Genomic DNA, 17,041 nt, shown 5'->3' with positions numbered 1-17,041 from the left:
CGGCCCCGCCGGGGGGGCGGCCAGGCCCCCCCCGCCCCCGGCCCCGCCCCCCCGCCCCGCCCGCCAGCGCCACCCCGGCTCCCATGCCGAACGAGGCCAGCATCACCCACGGACGCGTCTCCGTGCGGGCCCCGGCCGGCCGCTCGCGCGCCGGCCTGGCGTAGACCGCGCCCGCCGTCCCCGTTCCGGCGAGCCCCATGCCGGCACCCGCCGTCTCCGTTCCGGCGCGCGGCTGGGCGGACTCGGCGAGGGCCGGCTCGGCCGGGCCGCGCAGGACCTGGTCGACGGCCGAGAAGAACTCGCCGGCCGTCCGCCGCGCCACCGAGCCGAGCATGCGCTGCCCGACCCCGCCGATCATGCCGCCCACCACCGCGTCGGCGTCGTAGTCGACCCGGGTCCCCCCGTCCACCTCGCTCAGCCGTACCTGCACAGTGGCGTCGACCGTGCCCGGGGCGCCCTGGCCGCGCGCCCGCAGCACGAAGCTCTCCGGCGCGAGCGGGTCGGCGAGCGCCACCTCGCCCTGGTAGACGCCCCTGACCGAGGCCACGCCCGCGTTGACCGTCATCCGGTACGTGTCGGGCCCGCTCTCCTCCAGCCGCTCGCAGCCCGGGATGGTGCGCACCAGCACCGCCGGGTCCCGCAGCGCGGCCCACACGCGATCTCTCTCGACGCCGATCACGGCGCTACCTGCGACCTTCACATCGCCACCCTAAGCACGGACCTCCCCCGCGATAAGGGCAACACCTGCCAGAAGCCGGTACGCGTCGCCGCCGGGGTCCGTCGCGCGGGGTAGCCGGGGATCAGCCCACGGGCGGACGCGGCGGCCCTGCCAGGTGCGACATCCTCGGAGACACCGACGAAAGAGCGTGCTGTGACGAAGATCGCAACGCATTGCTCTACAGCTTGTAGTACTACTGGACGTAGATGCACTACGGCCTGTAGAGCGCCGGAACGGGCGAGGGGATATGGACGCACTAGACCTAGCGCGGTGGCAGTTCGGGGTGACCACCGTCTACCACTTTCTGTTCGTGCCGCTGACGATCGGCCTGGGCGTGTTCGTGGCGGGCCTGCAGACCGCGTGGCACCGCACCGGCAAGGAGCACTACCTCCGGCTGACCAAGTTCTTCGGGAAGCTGTTCCTGATCAACTTCGCCATGGGCGTGGTGACCGGCATCGTGCAGGAGTTCCAGTTCGGGATGAACTGGAGCGAGTACTCCACCTTCGTCGGTGACGTGTTCGGCGCGCCGCTGGCCATGGAGGCGCTGCTGGCGTTCTTCATGGAGTCCACGTTCCTGGGCCTGTGGATCTTCGGCTGGGAGCGGCTGCCCAAGCGGGTGCACCTGGCGTGCATCTGGGCCGCCGCCATCGGCTCCAACCTGTCCGCGTACTTCATCCTCGCGGCCAACGCCTGGATGAAGCACCCCGTCGGCTACGAGGTCGTCGGCGGCCGCGCCCGCATGACCGACCTGTGGGCCGTGCTCACCAACTCCACCGCCCTCGCCCAGGTGCCCCACGTGATCGGGGCGGCGTTCATCGTGGCGGGCGGCTTCGTGCTCGCGGTGAGCGGCTACTGGCTGCTGCGCACGCGCGAGGGCATGTGGCGCGGCGCCGCCCGGGCGGCGCTCGTCATGACCGCGCTCGCCGGGCTCGTCGTGGCCGGCAGCGGCGACATGTCGGGCAAGCTGGCCTACGAGCAGCAGCCGATGAAGCTGGCCTCCGCCGAGGGCCTGGAGCGTGACACCGCCGGCGCGGGCTTCACCGTCGTGCCCGGCATCGAGATCCCCAAGCTGCTCAGCTTCCTGTCCACCAACGACCCCGACGCGACCGTCCAGGGCACCGAGGACATCCAGCGGCGACTGGAGCAGCAGTTCGGCCCCGGCGACTACCGCCCCGACCAGACCGTGGTGTTCTGGTCGTACCGGGTGATGCTCGGCTTCGGCCTGTCCACCGTGGGGCTGTCGGTGCTCGGGCTCTGGCTCACCCGGCGCCGCCGGCCGATGCCCCGCCTCATGGCGCGCCTGTTCGTGCTGGCGCTGCCGCTGCCGCTGCTCGCGGTCACCGCGGGCTGGCTGCTGAGCGAGGTCGGCCGCCAGCCGTGGACGGTCGCGGGCGAGCTGCTGACCGCCGCCAGCGTCTCCCCCGGCGTGAGCCTCACCGAGGTGGCCCTCTCGCTGGCCCTGTTCACCGTCCTGTACGGCGGGCTCGCCGTGGCCGAGGCCGTCCTGCTCGTGCGGCACGTCCGCAAGGGCCCGGAGGACGAACCGCCCGCGCCCGCCGAGGCGCCGGCCGAGCGGCTCGAACCGTCACTGATGTACTGAATCGTGCTGATGTACTGAGGAGAAGACCGTGATCGACCTGTGGTTCCTGGTCATCGCCTTCCTGTGGACCGGCTACTTCGTGCTGGAGGGATTCGACTTCGGGGTCGGGATGCTGGCGCCGTTCGTGGGCGGCGACGACGCCGAGCAGCGGCAGAGCCTGCAGACCATCGGCCCGGTGTGGGACGGCAACGAGGTGTGGCTGATCACGGCGGTGGGGGCGATGTTCGCCGCCTTCCCCGCCTGGTACTCCGGGATGTTCAGCTCGTTCTACCTGCCCGTGGTGCTCGTGCTGGCCGGGCTGATCGTGCGCGGCGTCGGGCTGGAGTGGCGCGGCAAGGTCACCCGCCCGGCGTGGTGCGACCTCGGCATCGTGGTCGGCAGCGCGCTGCCCGCCTTCCTGTGGGGGGCCGTCTTCGCCGGCCTGCTGTTCGACGGCGCGGTGGCGGCGCTGGTGGGCGGGGCGTTCACGCTGGCGATGAGCCTGCTGCACGGCGCGGTCTTCCTCGCGCTGCGCACCGAGGGCCACGTGCGGCGGCGGGCCCGGGTGGCGGCGCTGGCCACCGGCGTGGTGGCGCTGCCGCTGGGCGTGGTGTCCCTGTCCGGCATCGCCTCGGCGAACGGCTCGGCGACCGGCGCGACCTCGGTGCCGGCTCAGGCGGCGGCGCTGGTGGCCATGGCGGTGCTGGCGGCGGCGGTCGCGCTGATCTGGCGGCGGCGCGAGGGCTGGGCGTTCACGGCCACGGCGGCGGCCATCGCGCTGACGTCGGTGGCGGTGTTCGCCCGGCTCAAGCAGGCGCCGCTGCCCGGCCTCACCCTGGCCGAGGCCGCCTCCGCCCCGTACACCCTCACCATGCTGACCTGGATCGGGCTCATCACGCTGCCGTTCGTGCTCGCCTACCAGGCGTGGACGTACTGGGTGTTCCGCAAGCGGGTGGCCCTGCCCCGCTGAGCGCCGCCCGCCCCGCCCGCGACGGGCGCCTGAGGGTGCTCGCGCGGGCCGGCCCGGTGTCCGGTGCCGCCGTCAGTAGCCGCTGTTCCCGTCGTCCTCCGCCGAGGGCGCCGGCGTCGGCGACTTGGTGCGGTGGTCCTTCAGGTGCAGGTCGCCGTTGAGGGGCTTCTGCAGCGCGCGCAGCACCTTGAGGCTGGACAGGACCGTCCACCGGGGCCCGACGAGGTGCGGGTTGTACTCGGGGGCCCGGTCCATCCACTCGTCCTTGCCGTGCTCGGTGCTGAAGGTGTTGACGAAGAACTCGCCGACCTTGGTCTTGCAGTAGCCGGTGCGGATGTCCACCGCGTCGACCTGGATCTTCGGCTTGCAGCCGACCTTGGCCGAGAGCTGCTCCACCGTGTAGATCTTCTCGGGGGCGGCGGGCTTGGCACCGCCCTGCTGGACTCCGGCGGCGAGCCGGCCGCCGCCGGTACCGCCACCGCCGGACGAGCAGGCCGCGACGAGTCCGACCAGCAGCGCAGAAGCGGCCAGACGTGGAAGTGTCGTCATGTGCCGAGATACGCACCCTTTGCGTGGGCGGTTCACCTCATTCCGCCGGCGCATGTCCGGGAACGGGCCGCCGTCAGGTGAGGACGACGCAGCCGCGCTCCCGCAGCCGGCGCAGCGGCTCGGGCTCGGCGCCGGAGGGATCCAGGAGCTCGTCGGGGTCGAGCTTGTTCCAGCGCAGGTCGAGCTTCTCCAGCGCGGGCAGCTCGGCGAGCGTGCCGGGCAGGCGCCGCAGCCGGTTGTTGCGCAGGTCGAGCGCGGTGAGCCGGCTCAGCCGCCCGATCTCCGGCGGCAGCTCGGTGAGGAGGTTGTCGCGCAGGTCGAGGAGGCGCAGCCCGGCCAGCTCGCCGATCGACGGGGGCAGCGCGGTCAGGCGGTTGCCGCGCAGGTGCAGCTCACGCAGCCGGCCCAGCCGCCCGATGGCCCGGGGCAGCTCCGCCAGCCGGTTGCCGTACAGCCGCAGCTCCACCAGCGACGCCATCCCGCCGATCTCCTCGGGCAGGCGGGTGAGCCTGTTGTCGGTGAGGCCCAGGTACGCGAGCCGGTCCAGCCTGCCGAGCCACGCGGGGGCCTCGGTGAGCAGGTTGTCGCTCAGGTACAGGTAGCCGGTCAGGCCGAGGTCGCCCAGCTCGGCCGGGAGCGAGGTGAGGCGGTTGTGGCCGAGGTCGAGCATGCGCAGGCGGGTGAGCCGGCCGATCGCGGGCGGCACCTCGGTGAGCAGGTTCTCGGCCAGGTTGAGGGACTCCAGCCCGGTCTCGTCCCACAGGCCCGGCGGGAGGGCGGTCAGCCGGTTCCCGCCGGCCGACAGGTGCCGCAGGCGCCCGCCGAACCGGCCGGGCAGGGCCTCGACGGCGTTGCCGTACAGGAAGAGCGTCTCCAGGCCGGGCGGGCACTCGGGGACGGCGCTCAGGCGGTTGCCGTCGAGGTGCAGCGTGCGCAGCGCGGTCAGGCCGGTGAGGCGGGGCAGGGCGGTGAGGCGGTTGCCGTCGAGCCTGAGCTCCTCCAGCGACGTGAGCGCGCCGATCCACGCGGGCAGCTCGGTCAGCTCGTTCCACGCCAGGTCGACGAGGCGGACGGCGGCGAGGCCGGCCGCGTCGCCGGGGACGTGGGTCAGGCCCGCGCCGGGGGCGCGCAGCGCGGTCACGATCTGGGTGTCGTCTTGCGGGCTCATGGCCGCCGATCATCCCACGGCGTCACCCGGGCGCGTGACGCCGTGGGCACGCAGCTCGAACAGCTCCGACGGCGAGATCGGCATCCGGTCGATGGTGATGCCCTCCGCGTCCTCGAGGGCCGAGGCGATGACCGCCGAGACCGGGATGACGCCCGCCTCCCCCGCCCCCTTCACGCCGAGCGGGTTGAGCGGCGACGGCGTCTCCAGGTGGGCGGTCTCGATCCGGGGGATCTCCGTGGCGTACGGCATGAGGAAGTCCATGAACGAGGCGTTGAGCAGCTGCCCGTCCCCGTCGTAGACCATCCGCTCGTACAGCGCGCCGCCGATCCCCTGCGCGACGCCGCCGTGGATCTGCCCCTCGACGATCATCGGGTTGACCAGCCGCCCGCAGTCGTGCACCACCGCGTACCTGACCACCCGGATCTCGGCCGTCAGCGGGTCGGTCTCCACGATCGCGGCGTGCATGCCGGCGGCGAAGGTGGACCTGATCGGCGAGTAGTAGTCGCGTCCTTCCAGCCCCGGCTCGTCGCCCTCGGCGATCGGCGGCCGGTCGGGCGAGGAGGCGCCCGCGAACTGGGTGGCCCGCACGGCCTCGTCGTCGAAGGCGTAGCGCAGCGGGTTGGCCAGCACGGCGACCGTGGCCAGCGGGATCGACGCCGACGGCGTCCCCACCACGTGGACGACGCCGTCGGTGATCTCCAGGTCGGCCGGATCGGCCTCCAGCGCGTCGGCCGCGATGCGCAGCGCCTTGGCCCGCACCTTCCGGCAGGCCAGCGCGATGGCGTTGCCGCTGACGACGGCCGCGCGGGAGGCGAACGTGCCCACCGCGTACCCGAACCTGCGCGTGTCGCCGGTCACCACCGAGATCCGCTCGATGGGCACGCCCAGCTCGGTGGCGGCGATCTGCGCGAACACCGTCTCGTGGCCCTGTCCCTGCGAGGTGAGGCCCGTGGAGACGTGGACGCGGCCGTCGGAGGTGACCTGCACGTGGCCGCCCTCGTACGGGCCGACGCCGGTCCCCTCGACGTAGCAGCCGATCCCGATGCCGCGGCCGGGCCGCCGCTCGAAGGCGTCCCAGCCGATCAGCTCCTTGAGCATGGCGAGCATCCGCGGGTAGTCGCCGCTGTCGTAGATCAGCGGCCGGCCGTCCTGGAAGATCATGCCCTGGTCGTACGGGAACTCGTCCGGCTCGATGAAGTTGGCCCGCCGCACCTCGGTGCGGTCCTTGCCGAGGTGGCGGGCGATCCGGTCCATGGTGCGCTCCATGCAGAACACGCCCTGCGGCCGGCCGGCCCCCCGGTACGGCGTGACCTGCACGGTGTTGGTGTAGATCGCGGAGAACTCCACCCGGTAGGCGCCGATCTTGTACGGCCCGAGGAGCTGGGTTGAGGTGACGATCGGCACGATGATCCCGTACGGCGTGTAGGCGCCGTGGTCGTGCAGGATCGTCACGTCCAGCCCCAGCACGCGCCCGTCGTCGTCGAACCCGACCCGCACGTACTGCACCTGCGCCCGCTCGTGCGCCGAGGAGACGAAGTGCTCGCGCCGGTCCTCGGTCCACTTGACCTCGCGGCCGAGCCTCATCGCGGCCCACGGCACCAGGATCTCCTCCGGCCACGGGTGCACGATCTTCACGCCGAACCCGCCGCCCACGTCCGGCGCGATCACCTCCACGTGCGGCAGCGGCAGGCCGAGCGCGGCGGCCACCGCCATCCGCACGCTGGTCGAGGTCTGGGTGCTGGAGTGGACGCGCAGGTCGGTGCCGTCCCAGCGGGCGTGCACGCCGCGGCCCTCCAGCGGCATGCTGGCGCTGCGCTCGACGTCCAGCCGGAACGCCAGCGTGTGCGGCGCCTCCTCGACGGCCTGCCGGGCGCTCCTGCCGTCGCGGGCCTGAACCTCCTGGACGAGGCGGGCCCCCACGTTGCCGGGCACGTCGTCGTGGACGAGACGCGCTCCGAGCGCCGCCTCCTCCAGGCCGACGACCGGCTTGAGCGGCTCGTAGTCGACGTTGATGAGCGCGCAGGCGTCCTCGGCGAGGTAGCGGTCGGCGGCCACCACCATGACGACCGGCTCGCCCACGTGGCGGACCACCTCGCGGGCCAGCGGGTACGCGGTGCGGCCGTGGGTGAGCGCGGGGTGCGGGATGAGCAGCGGCAGCGGCCGTCCCACACGCTCGGGCAGGTCCTCCCAGGTGTAGATGGCGACCAGGCCCTCGACGTCGAGGGCGGCGGAGACGTCGATGTCGCGGATGCGGGCGCGGGCGTGCGGGGAGCGGACGAACGCGGCGGCCAGCGCGTCCTGGCCCAGGTCGTCGACGTAGCGGCCCCGGCCGGTCAGCAGCCGGCGGTCCTCGCGCCTGCGCACCGGCTCGCCGAACAGCCTCGTGCTCACGGCGTCTCCTCCGCCAGCAGCTCGGCGGCGCGGTGGACGGCCTTGACGATGTTCTGGTAGCCGGTGCAGCGGCACAGGTTTCCGGAGATGCCCTCCAGCACCTCGTCGTCGGCCGGTGCCGGGTTGTCGCGCAGCAGCGCGGTGACCGTGCAGAGGAAGCCCGGGGTGCAGAAGCCGCACTGGAGGGCGTGGCACTCCTCGAACGCCCGCTGCACCGGCGACAGCCCGTCCGGCCCGGCCAGCCCCTCGACCGTGGTGATCTGCCTGCCGTCCACGGTCACCGCGAGCGTCAGGCAGGAGCGCACCGGCTCGCCGTCGAGCAGGACCGTGCAGCAGCCGCAGACGCCGTGCTCGCAGCCGACGTGGGTGCCGGTCAGGCCGAGGTCGTGGCGCAGGCAGTCGGACAGCAGCCGCCGCCCCGGCACCCGCGCCCGGCGGGCGGTGCCGTTCACGACCAGCGTGATCTCGTGCTCCACCGCTCTCCTCACCCTTCGTTCACGACGGGTCCTCATGGCAGGCGGTGGCCTGGGCCGCCGCCTCCCTCAGCACCCGCTCGGCGAGGACGCCCACCAGGTGCAGCCGGTACGCGGCGCTCGCGTGGATGTCGTCCTCGGGCTCCACGGCCCGCCGCACGGCCGCCGTGACCGCCTCCCACGGGACCGTGGCCGCGGGCCGCCGCCCGCACTCCTCCGTCACGTCCGCCACGACGGGGACCGGGCCGACGCCGACGCACGCCACGCGGGCCGCGGCCATGTGCAGGTCCTCGTCCAGCGTCACCACGGCGCACACGCCGGCCAGCGCGTAGTCGCCGTGCCGCCGGGCCACCTCCGCGAACGCCGACCCGGACCTGGGGGGCAGCGCCGGGAAGAACGCCGACACGGCCAGCTCCCCGGCCTCCACCGCCGACTCCAGCGGCCCGGTGAAGAACGCGTCCGCCCCCACCTCCCGCACGGCCGCCCCCGCGCCACCGATCCCGTAGGTCCCACCGGGTCCGCCAGGTCCGCCGTGTCCATCGGACATGCCCGAGCCGCTGATGCCTTTCGGGGCGCGGCGGGCCAGTCGTACGGACCCGCCCAGGACGGCCAGCACGGCCGGCAGTTCGGCGGCCGGGTCGGCGTGGACGAGACTGCCCACGACCGTGCCGCGGTTGCGGATGACCGGGTGGGCAACCAGCCGCAGCGCCTGCCCCAGCAGCGGATGGACGCCGGAGCGCGCCACCGCGGCCTGCCGCGCCAGCGCCCCCACGGTCACGCCCCCGGGGCCCGCCTCGATCGTGGACAGGCCCGGCAGGCGGTTGACGTCCACGACGTGGGCGGGCGCGGCCAGTCGCATGTTGAGCAGCGGGATCAGGCTCTGCCCCCCGGCGAGCACCTTGCCGTCCACCTCGGCCAGCAGGTCCAGCGCCTCGCGCAGGTCGCGCGGCGCGTGGTAGGCGAACGGCGGCGGCTTCACCCCGCGTCCCTCCTGTCCTCGGCGGCCGACTCTCCCGCGGCCGTCTCGCCCGCACCGGTCCCGCCCCCGCCCGTCGCCCCCGCGGCGGCGGCTCCGCCGGGCGCGGGCAGCGGCCGGCCGGCGATCACCCGCAGCAGGTGGTACCCGCCCACCAGCACGATGGTGCCGAGCGCGATCCCCTCCAGCCGGAACTCCGAGCTGATCAGGAACTTCACCGGCCCGACCGCCAGGATGATGCCGGCGCCGATGGGCACCATGTTCAGCGGATCGGCGAAGTCGACCCGGTTCTCGACCCAGATCTTGGCGCCGAGAAGTCCGATCATGCCGTACAGGATGACCGTGACGCCGCCCAGCACGCCGGACGGCGTGGCGGACACCAGCGCGCCGAACTTCGGGCTCAGCCCGAACGCGATCGCGAAGACGCCGGCGATGTAGTAGGCGGCCGTGGAGTAGACCTTGGTGGCGGCCATGACGCCGATGTTCTCGGCGTAGGTGGTGGTGGGCGAGCCGCCGACCGCGCTGGTGACCACGGTGGCGATGCCGTCGGCGGCGATGGCCCGGCCCACGTACGGGTCGACGTCGGTGCGGGTCATCTCGCCGACGGCCTTGACGTGGCCGATGTTCTCGGCGATCAGCGCGATGACCGCGGGCAGCACGAGCAGCGCGGCGGAGAAGCGGATGTCGGGCAGGTGGAAGTCCGGCAGCCCCACCCACGGGGCCGACGCCACCTTGGACAGGTCCACCCGGAAGTGCGGCGCGAGGGTCAGCGTCCCGTCGTTGTAGGCGGGCACCTTGCCGAACACCCGGTCGGCCGCCCACGACAGCACGTACCCGATCACCAGCCCGATGAGGATGCCGATCCGGCCGACGAACCCCTTGACCGCCACCACCAGCACGAACGTCACCAGCATCGTCACCAGCGCCATCCACTGGTCCTGCGGCCAGTACACGTCGGCCACCACGTACGCCAGCCCGAACCCGATGAGCATGACCACCCCGCCGGTCACGACGGGCGGGAACATCTTGTGGATGATGCCGACGCCGAGGAAGTGCACCGCCACCCCGGCGAGCGCGAGCACGAGCCCGGCGACGAGGATGGCGCCGGTGACGATCGCGTCGGCCCCGGCGGTGTCGCCCCCGAAGATCGCCCTCAGCGCGAGCACCCCGCCCACGAACGAGGCGCTGGTGCCGAGATAGCTGGGGATCCTGCCCTTGACGATCAGCAGGAACAGGATCGTGGCCACGCCGGACATCATGATCGCGACGTTCGGGTCGAGGCCCATGACGAGCGGGAAGACGAACGTGGCGCCGAACATCGCGACGACGTGCTGCGCGCCGAAGCCGATCATGCGCGGCCAGGTCAGCCGCTCGTCCGGCCTGACCACCTCGCCGGGAGCCAGATGCTTGCCGTCACCGTGTTTGGTCCAGCCGAAAACCATGAAAGCCCCTCTTCAGCCGGGCCGTCGGGCAGCGGCCGCCCCGCAGGCTCCTCCGCGGCGGCTCTCCCCTGTGCGGTCTTTCCCTGGGCGGATCTTTCCGTTGCGGGCACATTAGGCCCGTCGTGGCACTCCTACACGGGCATGATCTGCCAAATTCACGTACAGCACCAGCATTCCCCTCACTCACGCCGCCGCACCTGAACGGTGAGGTCAGTTCCAGTGCGGCGGACGATGGTAGAGGGCGCCGTCCCCGGTCCGCACCACGTCGGGAAGCTGCGACCGCCGGATGACCGCCGCCCCCAGCGGAAACCAGGCGTCGCTGCACTTCCGCAGGCCGTCGGCGCTCTTGCCCGGCGGGAACACCGAGACGACCCTGGTCTTGACGCCCCGCCGCTCGTCCATCTCGCGGACCGCCTCGACGGCGGCGCACAGGTCGGAGTCGGCCGACACGAGCATCACCACGTCCACCCGCCCGAGCGCGACATCCGCGACCATGGCGCTGGCGATCGCGACGTCCGTCTTCTTCTCCTCGTACGACCGCCAGGTGGCTCCGCATCTGCGGCACTGCTTGATCTGCTCCTGGAACCGGCCGAGCACCACCTCGGTGCCGCGGCCGCGTAAGGCCGCGAGGTAGGCCCTCTGCCGGGCCACGGCGTCCGGATCGGCGCGGACCAGAGCCGTGAAGTAGGTGACGTGCTGCAGCCGCTGCCCTTGACGCAGCAGATTGCGCGCCAGCTCTCCGAGGTCCAGCCAGAGGTCACGGCGGCGGCTCAACGTCCGCAGGCCGTAGTACAGGTTGTAGCCGTCGACGTAGACGCCGACGCGCGCGATATCGCCGTTCGGCTTGTCACCCATGGCCACCGTCCCTAACATGGAGTCATCAACGCCCGGGGCTACGTTCCCGGGCTCTACGACCCCCGGATCTCCGGGGGTCGTTTCTTTTCGCTCGCATGCGCGACAATAGTCAACAGCGGGTAATGATGTGGTGACTTTTCGTGAACGGTGTTCGGGTCAGCGGACCTGGATGGTGAAGCCCTCGCCGCTCACCACCTGGCCCGAGCGGATCTTGCAGGTCTTGCGCAGCTCCACCTCGCCGTCCACCAGCACCATGCCCTCGGCGACGAGGTGCTTGGCCATGCCGCCCGTCTCGGTGACGCCGCAGTACTTCAGCAGGTCGCACAGCGGGATGTAGTCGGAGCGCAGTTCGAATTCCACGGCACCCAAGCCTAGACGCGGCTAGATGCCGCGCATCCGCAGGACGTGCAGAGCGAGCGTCAGGTTGAGCCGCAGGTGGGGGTCGTCGGTGAAGTCGCCGAGCAGGCGCTCCAGCTTTCCGATGCGGTAGCGCAGCGTGTTGTAGTGGAAGTGCAGCCGCCGGGCCGTCTCGGCCACGTTGAGGTTGGTCTCCAGGAGCACCTGGAGCGTGCGCCGCAGGTCGGCGTTCTCGGCGTCGTCGTCGGTGGCGAGCGCTCCCAGGGTCTCGCGGACGAACGCGTGCAGCTCCGCCGTGTCCTGCACCAGCGACAGCAGCCGGTAGACGCCGAGCTGGTCGAAGTGGGCGACCGCGCCCGGCCCGTGCAGCTGGCGGCCGACGCGGGCCGCCTTGAGCGCCTGCGTGTACGCCTCGGGCAGCGCCGCGACGCCCGGCGACGGCCGCGACGTGCCGGTGGAGAACGTGGCCGGAGGCGTGTCGGCGAAGGCGGACGCCGCGTCCTTGGCCACCCTGGCGGCGTCCACCGCGGCGTCGAGCACGACGACCACCTCGTGCGAGAAGCCGGCGACGGCGCCGCGCGGGTCGTGGCGGCGCGTCGCCGTGGTCCAGCTCGTGACCAGGCGGTCCTGGGCGGTGCGCTCGTCGCTGTCGGGGTCGAGCTCGGCGACGAGCACGGTGACCGGCCGTTCGAGCTCCCAGCCGAACGCCCGGGCGCGCGCGGTCACCCGCTCGGCGGAGCCGGCGCGGCCGGTGAGCACGTCGCGCAGGAAGTCGGCGCGGTACTTGCTCTCGACGGCGGTGACGGCCTCCTGCCGGGTGACGACGAGCGCGGCGACGGTGGCGGCGCGCTCCAGGATGCCGACGTCGCTGTCGCGGATGGCGCTCGACGGACTGTGGGCGACGATCCGGCCGTGGTGGTGGCCGCCGGCGACGACGGGCACCGACACGAAGTCCCGTCCCCGCCCGCCGGTGCTCAGCGGTGGGGCCGGCCGGGGAGCGGCGGCCGGGACGGCGGGGCCCTCGCGGGCGATCGACTCGCGCAGCACCGTCACGTCGCCCGGCGGCCCCGCCGTCGCCAGGACGCGACCCGTCCCGTCCACGGCGGCCACGGCCACGTCCAGCAGCCCCGCCACGCCCTCGGTCACCTCGTCCAGCCCGCCGCCGGCCAGCACCACCTGGACCAGCGCCCGGTGCGCCTCCTCGCCCCGCGCGAGCACGGCCGCCTGCCGGTTGAGGATGTCGGTCAGCACCTGGTTGAGGATGTCGTCGAAGCCGACGTCGTCCGGCAGCAGGATCAGTGGGAAAGCGAGCCGGTCCGCCTGCTCCACCATCTCGTCCGGCAGCTCGTCCACGTACCGGCCGAGCTTGATGGCCAGCGCCGACAGCCCCCGCTCGTCGAGGTCGGCGACCAGCCGGCCGAGCGACTGGGGGGTGTTGCGCAGCGGGTAGCCGGTGGTGAGCAGCAGCTCGTGCGGCTTGACCCAGGCGAGGACGTCGGGCACCTCCATGACGTTCAGGCGCTGCACGATGCGTCCGAGGCCGCTCTCCCCCGCGATCAGCCGGGCCTGGGCGAGCGTCGAGACGCCGAGCACCTCGTCGACGGACAGACCATGGATGATCGTTCCCGTGCTGGCCGGGCGAACCGGGGGCTCCATGGGGTGATTGTCACCCGGAAGCGGTCTGTCAGGAAGAGCCAACCTTCCCGCGCAGTGTTGGCAAATTTCTCCGTACGGCGTGATTGAACGGCCGTTCTACCGTCAAGGCCCAAGGTCGGGGAGGAGGTCCGGTGACCATCGGTACCCGCGCGAGACGGCCGCGCGTCCACGCGACCGGGGCCGCGAGTACGGCGGTCCGGCCGCTGCTCGACGCGCCGCGACGCCCGGCGCGCGTCCTCGCCGCCTTCCCGGCCGGGACCTACCTACAGGTCAGGACGGACCGGGAGCCGTCGGTCATCGCGGTGCTCGGCATCGGCGCGACCCGGCTGCCCAACGCGGTGCTGCTGGCGGGCGAGCCGCCGCGCCTCACGGTGGGTGACGACGCGTCGGTGGGCGACGGGGCGGTGCTGCTGGGACGGTTGAGCCTGCGCGCGTCCCGCTGGTGGGACCCGGCCCCGCCGCTCGGCGAGGCGGACCCGGCACGGCTGCGCGACACGGCGGCCGGGCTGACACCGGGCGAACCGGCGCCGGCGGGCGAGGACGCCGTGGAGCTGCTGGCGTCCGGATGCGTGAGCGGGAGGCTGACGGACGTGCTGACGGCCGCCGAGCGGCTCGTCGGACTCGGCCCGGGGCTCACTCCGAGCGGGGACGACGTGCTCGCCGGGCTGCTGGTGGCGCTGCGGCTCCTCGGCGCGGCCACGGGCGCCGCCCGGGCGGTGTGGCTGGCGGACCGGCTCGCGGCCACGGTCACGTACGACGCCCGGACGCGCACCACGCCCTTGTCGGCCACGCTGCTGCACTGCGCGGCGCGGGGACAGGCGTGCCCGGAGGTGATCGCGGTGCTGCGGGCGCTGGTGGGACGGCACCCGCTGGAGCCGGCCGTGCGCCGCCTGCACGCCCTCGGTCACACCTCGGGCTCCGACCTCGCCCAGGGGATCACGATCGGCGTCCACGCCGTCCTCGCCCTGGCCTCGCGCCCTCCCGTCGCCGCCGGTCCGGGCGGTGCCGGGTGATGGCGGGAACCGGTGAGGCGGCGGTGGTGCGCGCCGGGATCTACCACGACTCGGTGGCGCTCATGCGGGTCAGCAAAGCCCTGGCCGAGCTGCCCGGCATGCAGGTCGCCCTGGTCGCCATGGCCACCGAGCTGAACCTCGCCATGGCCCGCGACCTCGGCTTCACCACTCCCCCCGCCGGGCCGTCCGACCTGCTCGTGGCGCTGCGCGGCCGGGACGTGGCGCAGGCGGAGCGGGAGCTCGACCGCCTCCTGGCGGACCTGTCCTCCTCGCGCGGCGCCTCCTCGTACGGCGGGGACGGAGAGGCGCCGTCCCCGCGCACCACCCACTCGGCCGCCGGGCGGGCGCGGGAGTCCGCCGGGGTGGTGCTCGTGTCGGTTCCGGGTGAGCACGTGCTGCCGGAGGCCCTGGACGCCGTCGAGGCGGGCCTCGACGTGATGATCTTCAGTGACGGCGTTCCCGTACGGCAGGAGGTGCTGCTCAAGCGGCTGGCCGCCGGGCGCGGCGTGCTCGTCATGGGCCCCGACTGCGGCACCGCCGTGATCGCCGGGGTGGGCCTCGGATTCGCGAACGTCCTGCGGCCGGGCCCGGTCGGCGTGGTCGCCGCGTCCGGCACGGGCGCGCAGCAGGTGACGTCCCTGCTGGACCTGGCCGGCACCGGTGTCAGCCACGTGCTCGGCGTCGGCGGCCGGGACCTGTCGGCCGAGGTGGGCGGCCTGTCGGCGGTACGGGCGCTGCGACTGCTGGACGAGGACCCGGCCACCGAGCTGATCGTGCTCGTCTCCAAGCCCCCGGACCCGCAGGTGGCGCGGGCCGTACAGGATGTGGTGGAGACGCTGCGGACACCGGTCGTGCCCGCGCTGCCCGGACACGGCGACCTGACCGACGCGGCGGAGCGGGCGCTGCGCGCGCTCGGCAGGCCCGTGCCCGCCTGGCCGTCGTGGCCCGCGCCCGCCCGCCCGGCTCCCGGCTCACGTGTGGTCAGGGGACTGTACGCGGGCGGCACCCTCTGCGCGGAGGCCGCCGCCATCGCGGGCGGCCCGCCCCGGGGCGGAGGGCCACAGGACGGCCCGAGCGCGGGCCGCGGGGAGTTCACCGACTTCGGTGACGACGCCTACACCCGGGGCCGCCCCCACCCCATGATCGACCCGGCGCTGCGGCTGGAGGCGCTCGCCCGCGTGCGCCCTGGCGACGTGGCGCTCCTGGACGTCGTCCTCGGCCACGGCTCGGACCCCGACCCGGCCGCGTCGCTGGCGCCGGCCGTCGCCCGCTGCCCCGCCTCCGCCGTCGTCGTCGCGCTCGTCGGCACCGAGGGCGACCCGCAGGGCCTGCACCGGCAGGCGGCCGCGTTCCGCGACGCGGGCGCGTCCGTCTTCGTCTCCAACGCCCAGGCCGCACGGTACGCGAGGGACCTCCGATGACGCTGCTCTCCGGCCCGCCCCACGTGATCACGACCGGCGCGAGCCTGCTGCGCGAGGCCCTGGACGCGCAGGCCGTGACCACCACGCCCGTGGACTGGCGGCCCCCGCTGCCCGGCACCGCCGGCGCGCTGGAGCGGGTGCTGGCCGACCCGCGCCGGCCCGCCGCCAACGAGCGCGCCGTCTCCCGGCTGACCTCGGCCCGGCCGCTGCTGGTGAGCGTGCGGCGCGCCTCGGAGGTGCTGGACCTGCCGCAGCCGATGTTCCTGCACGCGGGACCGCCCCTGGACTGGGAGCGGGCGTCCGGCCCGATGCGCGGCGCCCTGATCGGCGCGATGCTGCTGGAGGGGTACGCCCACGACGAGCACGACGCCCGCGCCCGGCTGGAGTCGGGCAAGGTACGGCTGGAGCCCTGCCACCGCCACCGGACCGTCGGGCCGATGGCCGGCGTGGTGAGCCCGTCGATGTGGATGTTCGAGGTGCGGGACGACGTCCACGGCGGCGTCGCGTACTGCTCCCTGAACGAGGGGCTCGGCCGGGTGCTGCGCTACGGCGCGTACGGCCCGGAGGTGCTCGACCGGCTCGGCTGGATGGACCACGTGCTGGGGCCGGTCCTGTCGGCGGCGGTCGAGCTGGCCGGGCCCGTCGATCTGCGTGCGCTGATCGGGCAGGCGCTGCAGATGGGCGACGAGCTGCACAACCGCAACCGCGCGGCCACGTCGCTGCTGCTGCGGGAGCTGGCGCCGTTCGTGGTGGACGCGGCGCCGGGGCACGCCGCCGAGGTGCTGCGGTTCGTCGGGGGCAACGACCACTTCTTCCTGAACGCCGCCATGGCCGCCGCCAAGGTCGCCACGGACGCGGCCCGCGACGTGCCGGGGTCGTCGCTGGTCGTGGCGATGGCCCGCAACGGCACCGACTTCGGGGTGCAGGTGTCGGGACTGGGCGACCGGTGGTTCACGGGCCCGGCGGGGGTGCCCGACGGCCTCTACCTCGGCGCGTACGGACCGGCGGACGCGAACCCCGACATCGGCGACTCCACGATCACGGAGACGTCGGGCCTGGGCGGGTTCGCGATGGCGGCGGCCCCGGCCATCGTGCGGTTCGTGGGCGGCGAGGTGGCGGACGCGGTGGCGGCGACCCGGGGCATGTACGAGATCACGCTGGCCGAGCACCCCGCGTACCAGATCCCGGCGCTCGGCTTCCGGGGGACGCCGGTCGGGATCGACGTGACGCTGGTGGCGCGGACCGGGCTGCTGCCGGTCGTCAACACCGGCATCGCCGGGCGGGTGGCGGGCACCGGACAGGTCGGCGCGGGGCTGGTCAGCCCGCCGGCGGAGGCGTTCACGAGCGCGTTGCTCGCCCTCGCAGATTCAGCACTTGATCCATTTGATCAGTGATATTTCCCCATGTAATGCCATTTGTCAGCACTTCATGGCTGCTTCCGTTCCGGAATCACGTCCCTATATCGTGTCGAAC

General features: G+C 73.5%; 15 protein-coding genes. 5 read left to right on the top strand and 10 right to left on the bottom strand.

Annotated features, from left to right (window positions below; all coding sequences use genetic code 11):
* On the bottom strand, nt 1–700 hold a 700-nt coding region (locus tag MTP10_RS39975; RefSeq protein WP_310716937.1), incomplete at its 3' end, for a carbon monoxide dehydrogenase subunit G.
* A gap of 265 nt (nt 701–965) precedes the next feature.
* On the opposite strand from MTP10_RS39975, the gene MTP10_RS39970 reads away from it, so the two are divergent.
* Nucleotides 966–2,318, top strand: a complete 1,353-nt coding sequence (locus MTP10_RS39970) for a cytochrome ubiquinol oxidase subunit I (RefSeq protein WP_310716935.1) — start codon at nt 966–968, stop codon at nt 2,316–2,318.
* Nucleotides 2,319–2,346: 28 nt separating this feature from the next.
* Complete coding sequence (gene cydB / locus MTP10_RS39965; RefSeq protein WP_310716933.1) at nt 2,347–3,267, top strand: cytochrome d ubiquinol oxidase subunit II; 921 nt, start codon at nt 2,347–2,349, stop codon at nt 3,265–3,267.
* A 72-nt stretch (nt 3,268–3,339) separates the two neighbouring features.
* Here the strand turns inward: cydB and MTP10_RS39960 are convergent, their stop codons facing one another.
* The 9 genes from MTP10_RS39960 to MTP10_RS39920 all read right to left on the bottom strand — a co-directional run bounded on the left by MTP10_RS39960 (nt 3,340) and on the right by MTP10_RS39920 (nt 13,134).
* On the bottom strand, nt 3,340–3,816 hold the full coding sequence (locus tag MTP10_RS39960) for a hypothetical protein (protein ID WP_310716931.1): 477 nt from the start codon (nt 3,814–3,816) through the stop codon (nt 3,340–3,342).
* 73 nt (nt 3,817–3,889) lie between these two features.
* A complete protein-coding gene (locus MTP10_RS39955) occupies nt 3,890–4,984 on the bottom strand; it encodes a leucine-rich repeat domain-containing protein (protein ID WP_310716929.1) in 1,095 nt (364 codons plus the stop codon).
* Between the two features lie 9 nt (nt 4,985–4,993).
* Nucleotides 4,994–7,375 (bottom strand): aerobic carbon-monoxide dehydrogenase large subunit, encoded by a 2,382-nt coding sequence (cutA, locus tag MTP10_RS39950; protein ID WP_310716927.1) that lies wholly within the window; start codon nt 7,373–7,375, stop codon nt 4,994–4,996.
* A complete protein-coding gene (locus MTP10_RS39945) occupies nt 7,372–7,851 on the bottom strand; it encodes a 2Fe-2S iron-sulfur cluster-binding protein (RefSeq protein ID WP_310716924.1) in 480 nt (159 codons plus the stop codon). Before MTP10_RS39945 ends, cutA begins: the two co-directional genes overlap by 4 nt.
* 19 nt (nt 7,852–7,870) lie before the next feature.
* Complete coding sequence (locus MTP10_RS39940) at nt 7,871–8,827, bottom strand: FAD binding domain-containing protein (RefSeq protein ID WP_310716922.1); 957 nt, start codon at nt 8,825–8,827, stop codon at nt 7,871–7,873.
* Nucleotides 8,824–10,266, bottom strand: a complete 1,443-nt coding sequence (locus tag MTP10_RS39935; RefSeq protein WP_310716920.1) for a solute carrier family 23 protein — start codon at nt 10,264–10,266, stop codon at nt 8,824–8,826. Before MTP10_RS39935 ends, MTP10_RS39940 begins: the two co-directional genes overlap by 4 nt.
* Nucleotides 10,267–10,476: 210 nt before the next feature.
* Nucleotides 10,477–11,121, bottom strand: a complete 645-nt coding sequence (locus tag MTP10_RS39930) for an NYN domain-containing protein (RefSeq protein ID WP_310716918.1) — start codon at nt 11,119–11,121, stop codon at nt 10,477–10,479.
* A gap of 156 nt (nt 11,122–11,277) precedes the next feature.
* Nucleotides 11,278–11,481, bottom strand: a complete 204-nt coding sequence (locus MTP10_RS39925) for an RNA-binding S4 domain-containing protein (RefSeq protein WP_310716916.1) — start codon at nt 11,479–11,481, stop codon at nt 11,278–11,280.
* A gap of 21 nt (nt 11,482–11,502) precedes the next feature.
* Nucleotides 11,503–13,134, bottom strand: a complete 1,632-nt coding sequence (locus tag MTP10_RS39920; protein ID WP_310716914.1) for a PucR family transcriptional regulator ligand-binding domain-containing protein — start codon at nt 13,132–13,134, stop codon at nt 11,503–11,505.
* A 131-nt stretch (nt 13,135–13,265) separates the two neighbouring features.
* Here MTP10_RS39920 and MTP10_RS39915 point away from each other — a divergent pair, with 131 nt between their 5' ends.
* The 3 genes from MTP10_RS39915 to MTP10_RS39905 are packed head-to-tail and all read left to right on the top strand — an operon-like array spanning nt 13,266 to nt 16,962.
* A complete protein-coding gene (locus tag MTP10_RS39915) occupies nt 13,266–14,147 on the top strand; it encodes a DUF2877 domain-containing protein (RefSeq protein ID WP_310716912.1) in 882 nt (293 codons plus the stop codon).
* On the top strand, nt 14,147–15,568 hold the full coding sequence (locus tag MTP10_RS39910) for an FdrA family protein (protein WP_310716911.1): 1,422 nt from the start codon (nt 14,147–14,149) through the stop codon (nt 15,566–15,568). The genes MTP10_RS39915 and MTP10_RS39910 overlap by 1 nt, the downstream gene beginning before the upstream one ends.
* Nucleotides 15,565–16,962 (top strand): DUF1116 domain-containing protein, encoded by a 1,398-nt coding sequence (locus MTP10_RS39905; protein ID WP_310716909.1) that lies wholly within the window; start codon nt 15,565–15,567, stop codon nt 16,960–16,962. Before MTP10_RS39910 ends, MTP10_RS39905 begins: the two co-directional genes overlap by 4 nt.
* Nucleotides 16,963–17,041 lie beyond the last annotated feature (79 nt).

Origin of the sequence: Nonomuraea sp. 3-1Str, assembly GCF_031570565.1 — a bacterium.
Lineage (GTDB): Bacteria > Actinomycetota > Actinomycetes > Streptosporangiales > Streptosporangiaceae > Nonomuraea.
This window is presented reverse-complemented; position numbering and strand designations above follow the sequence as displayed.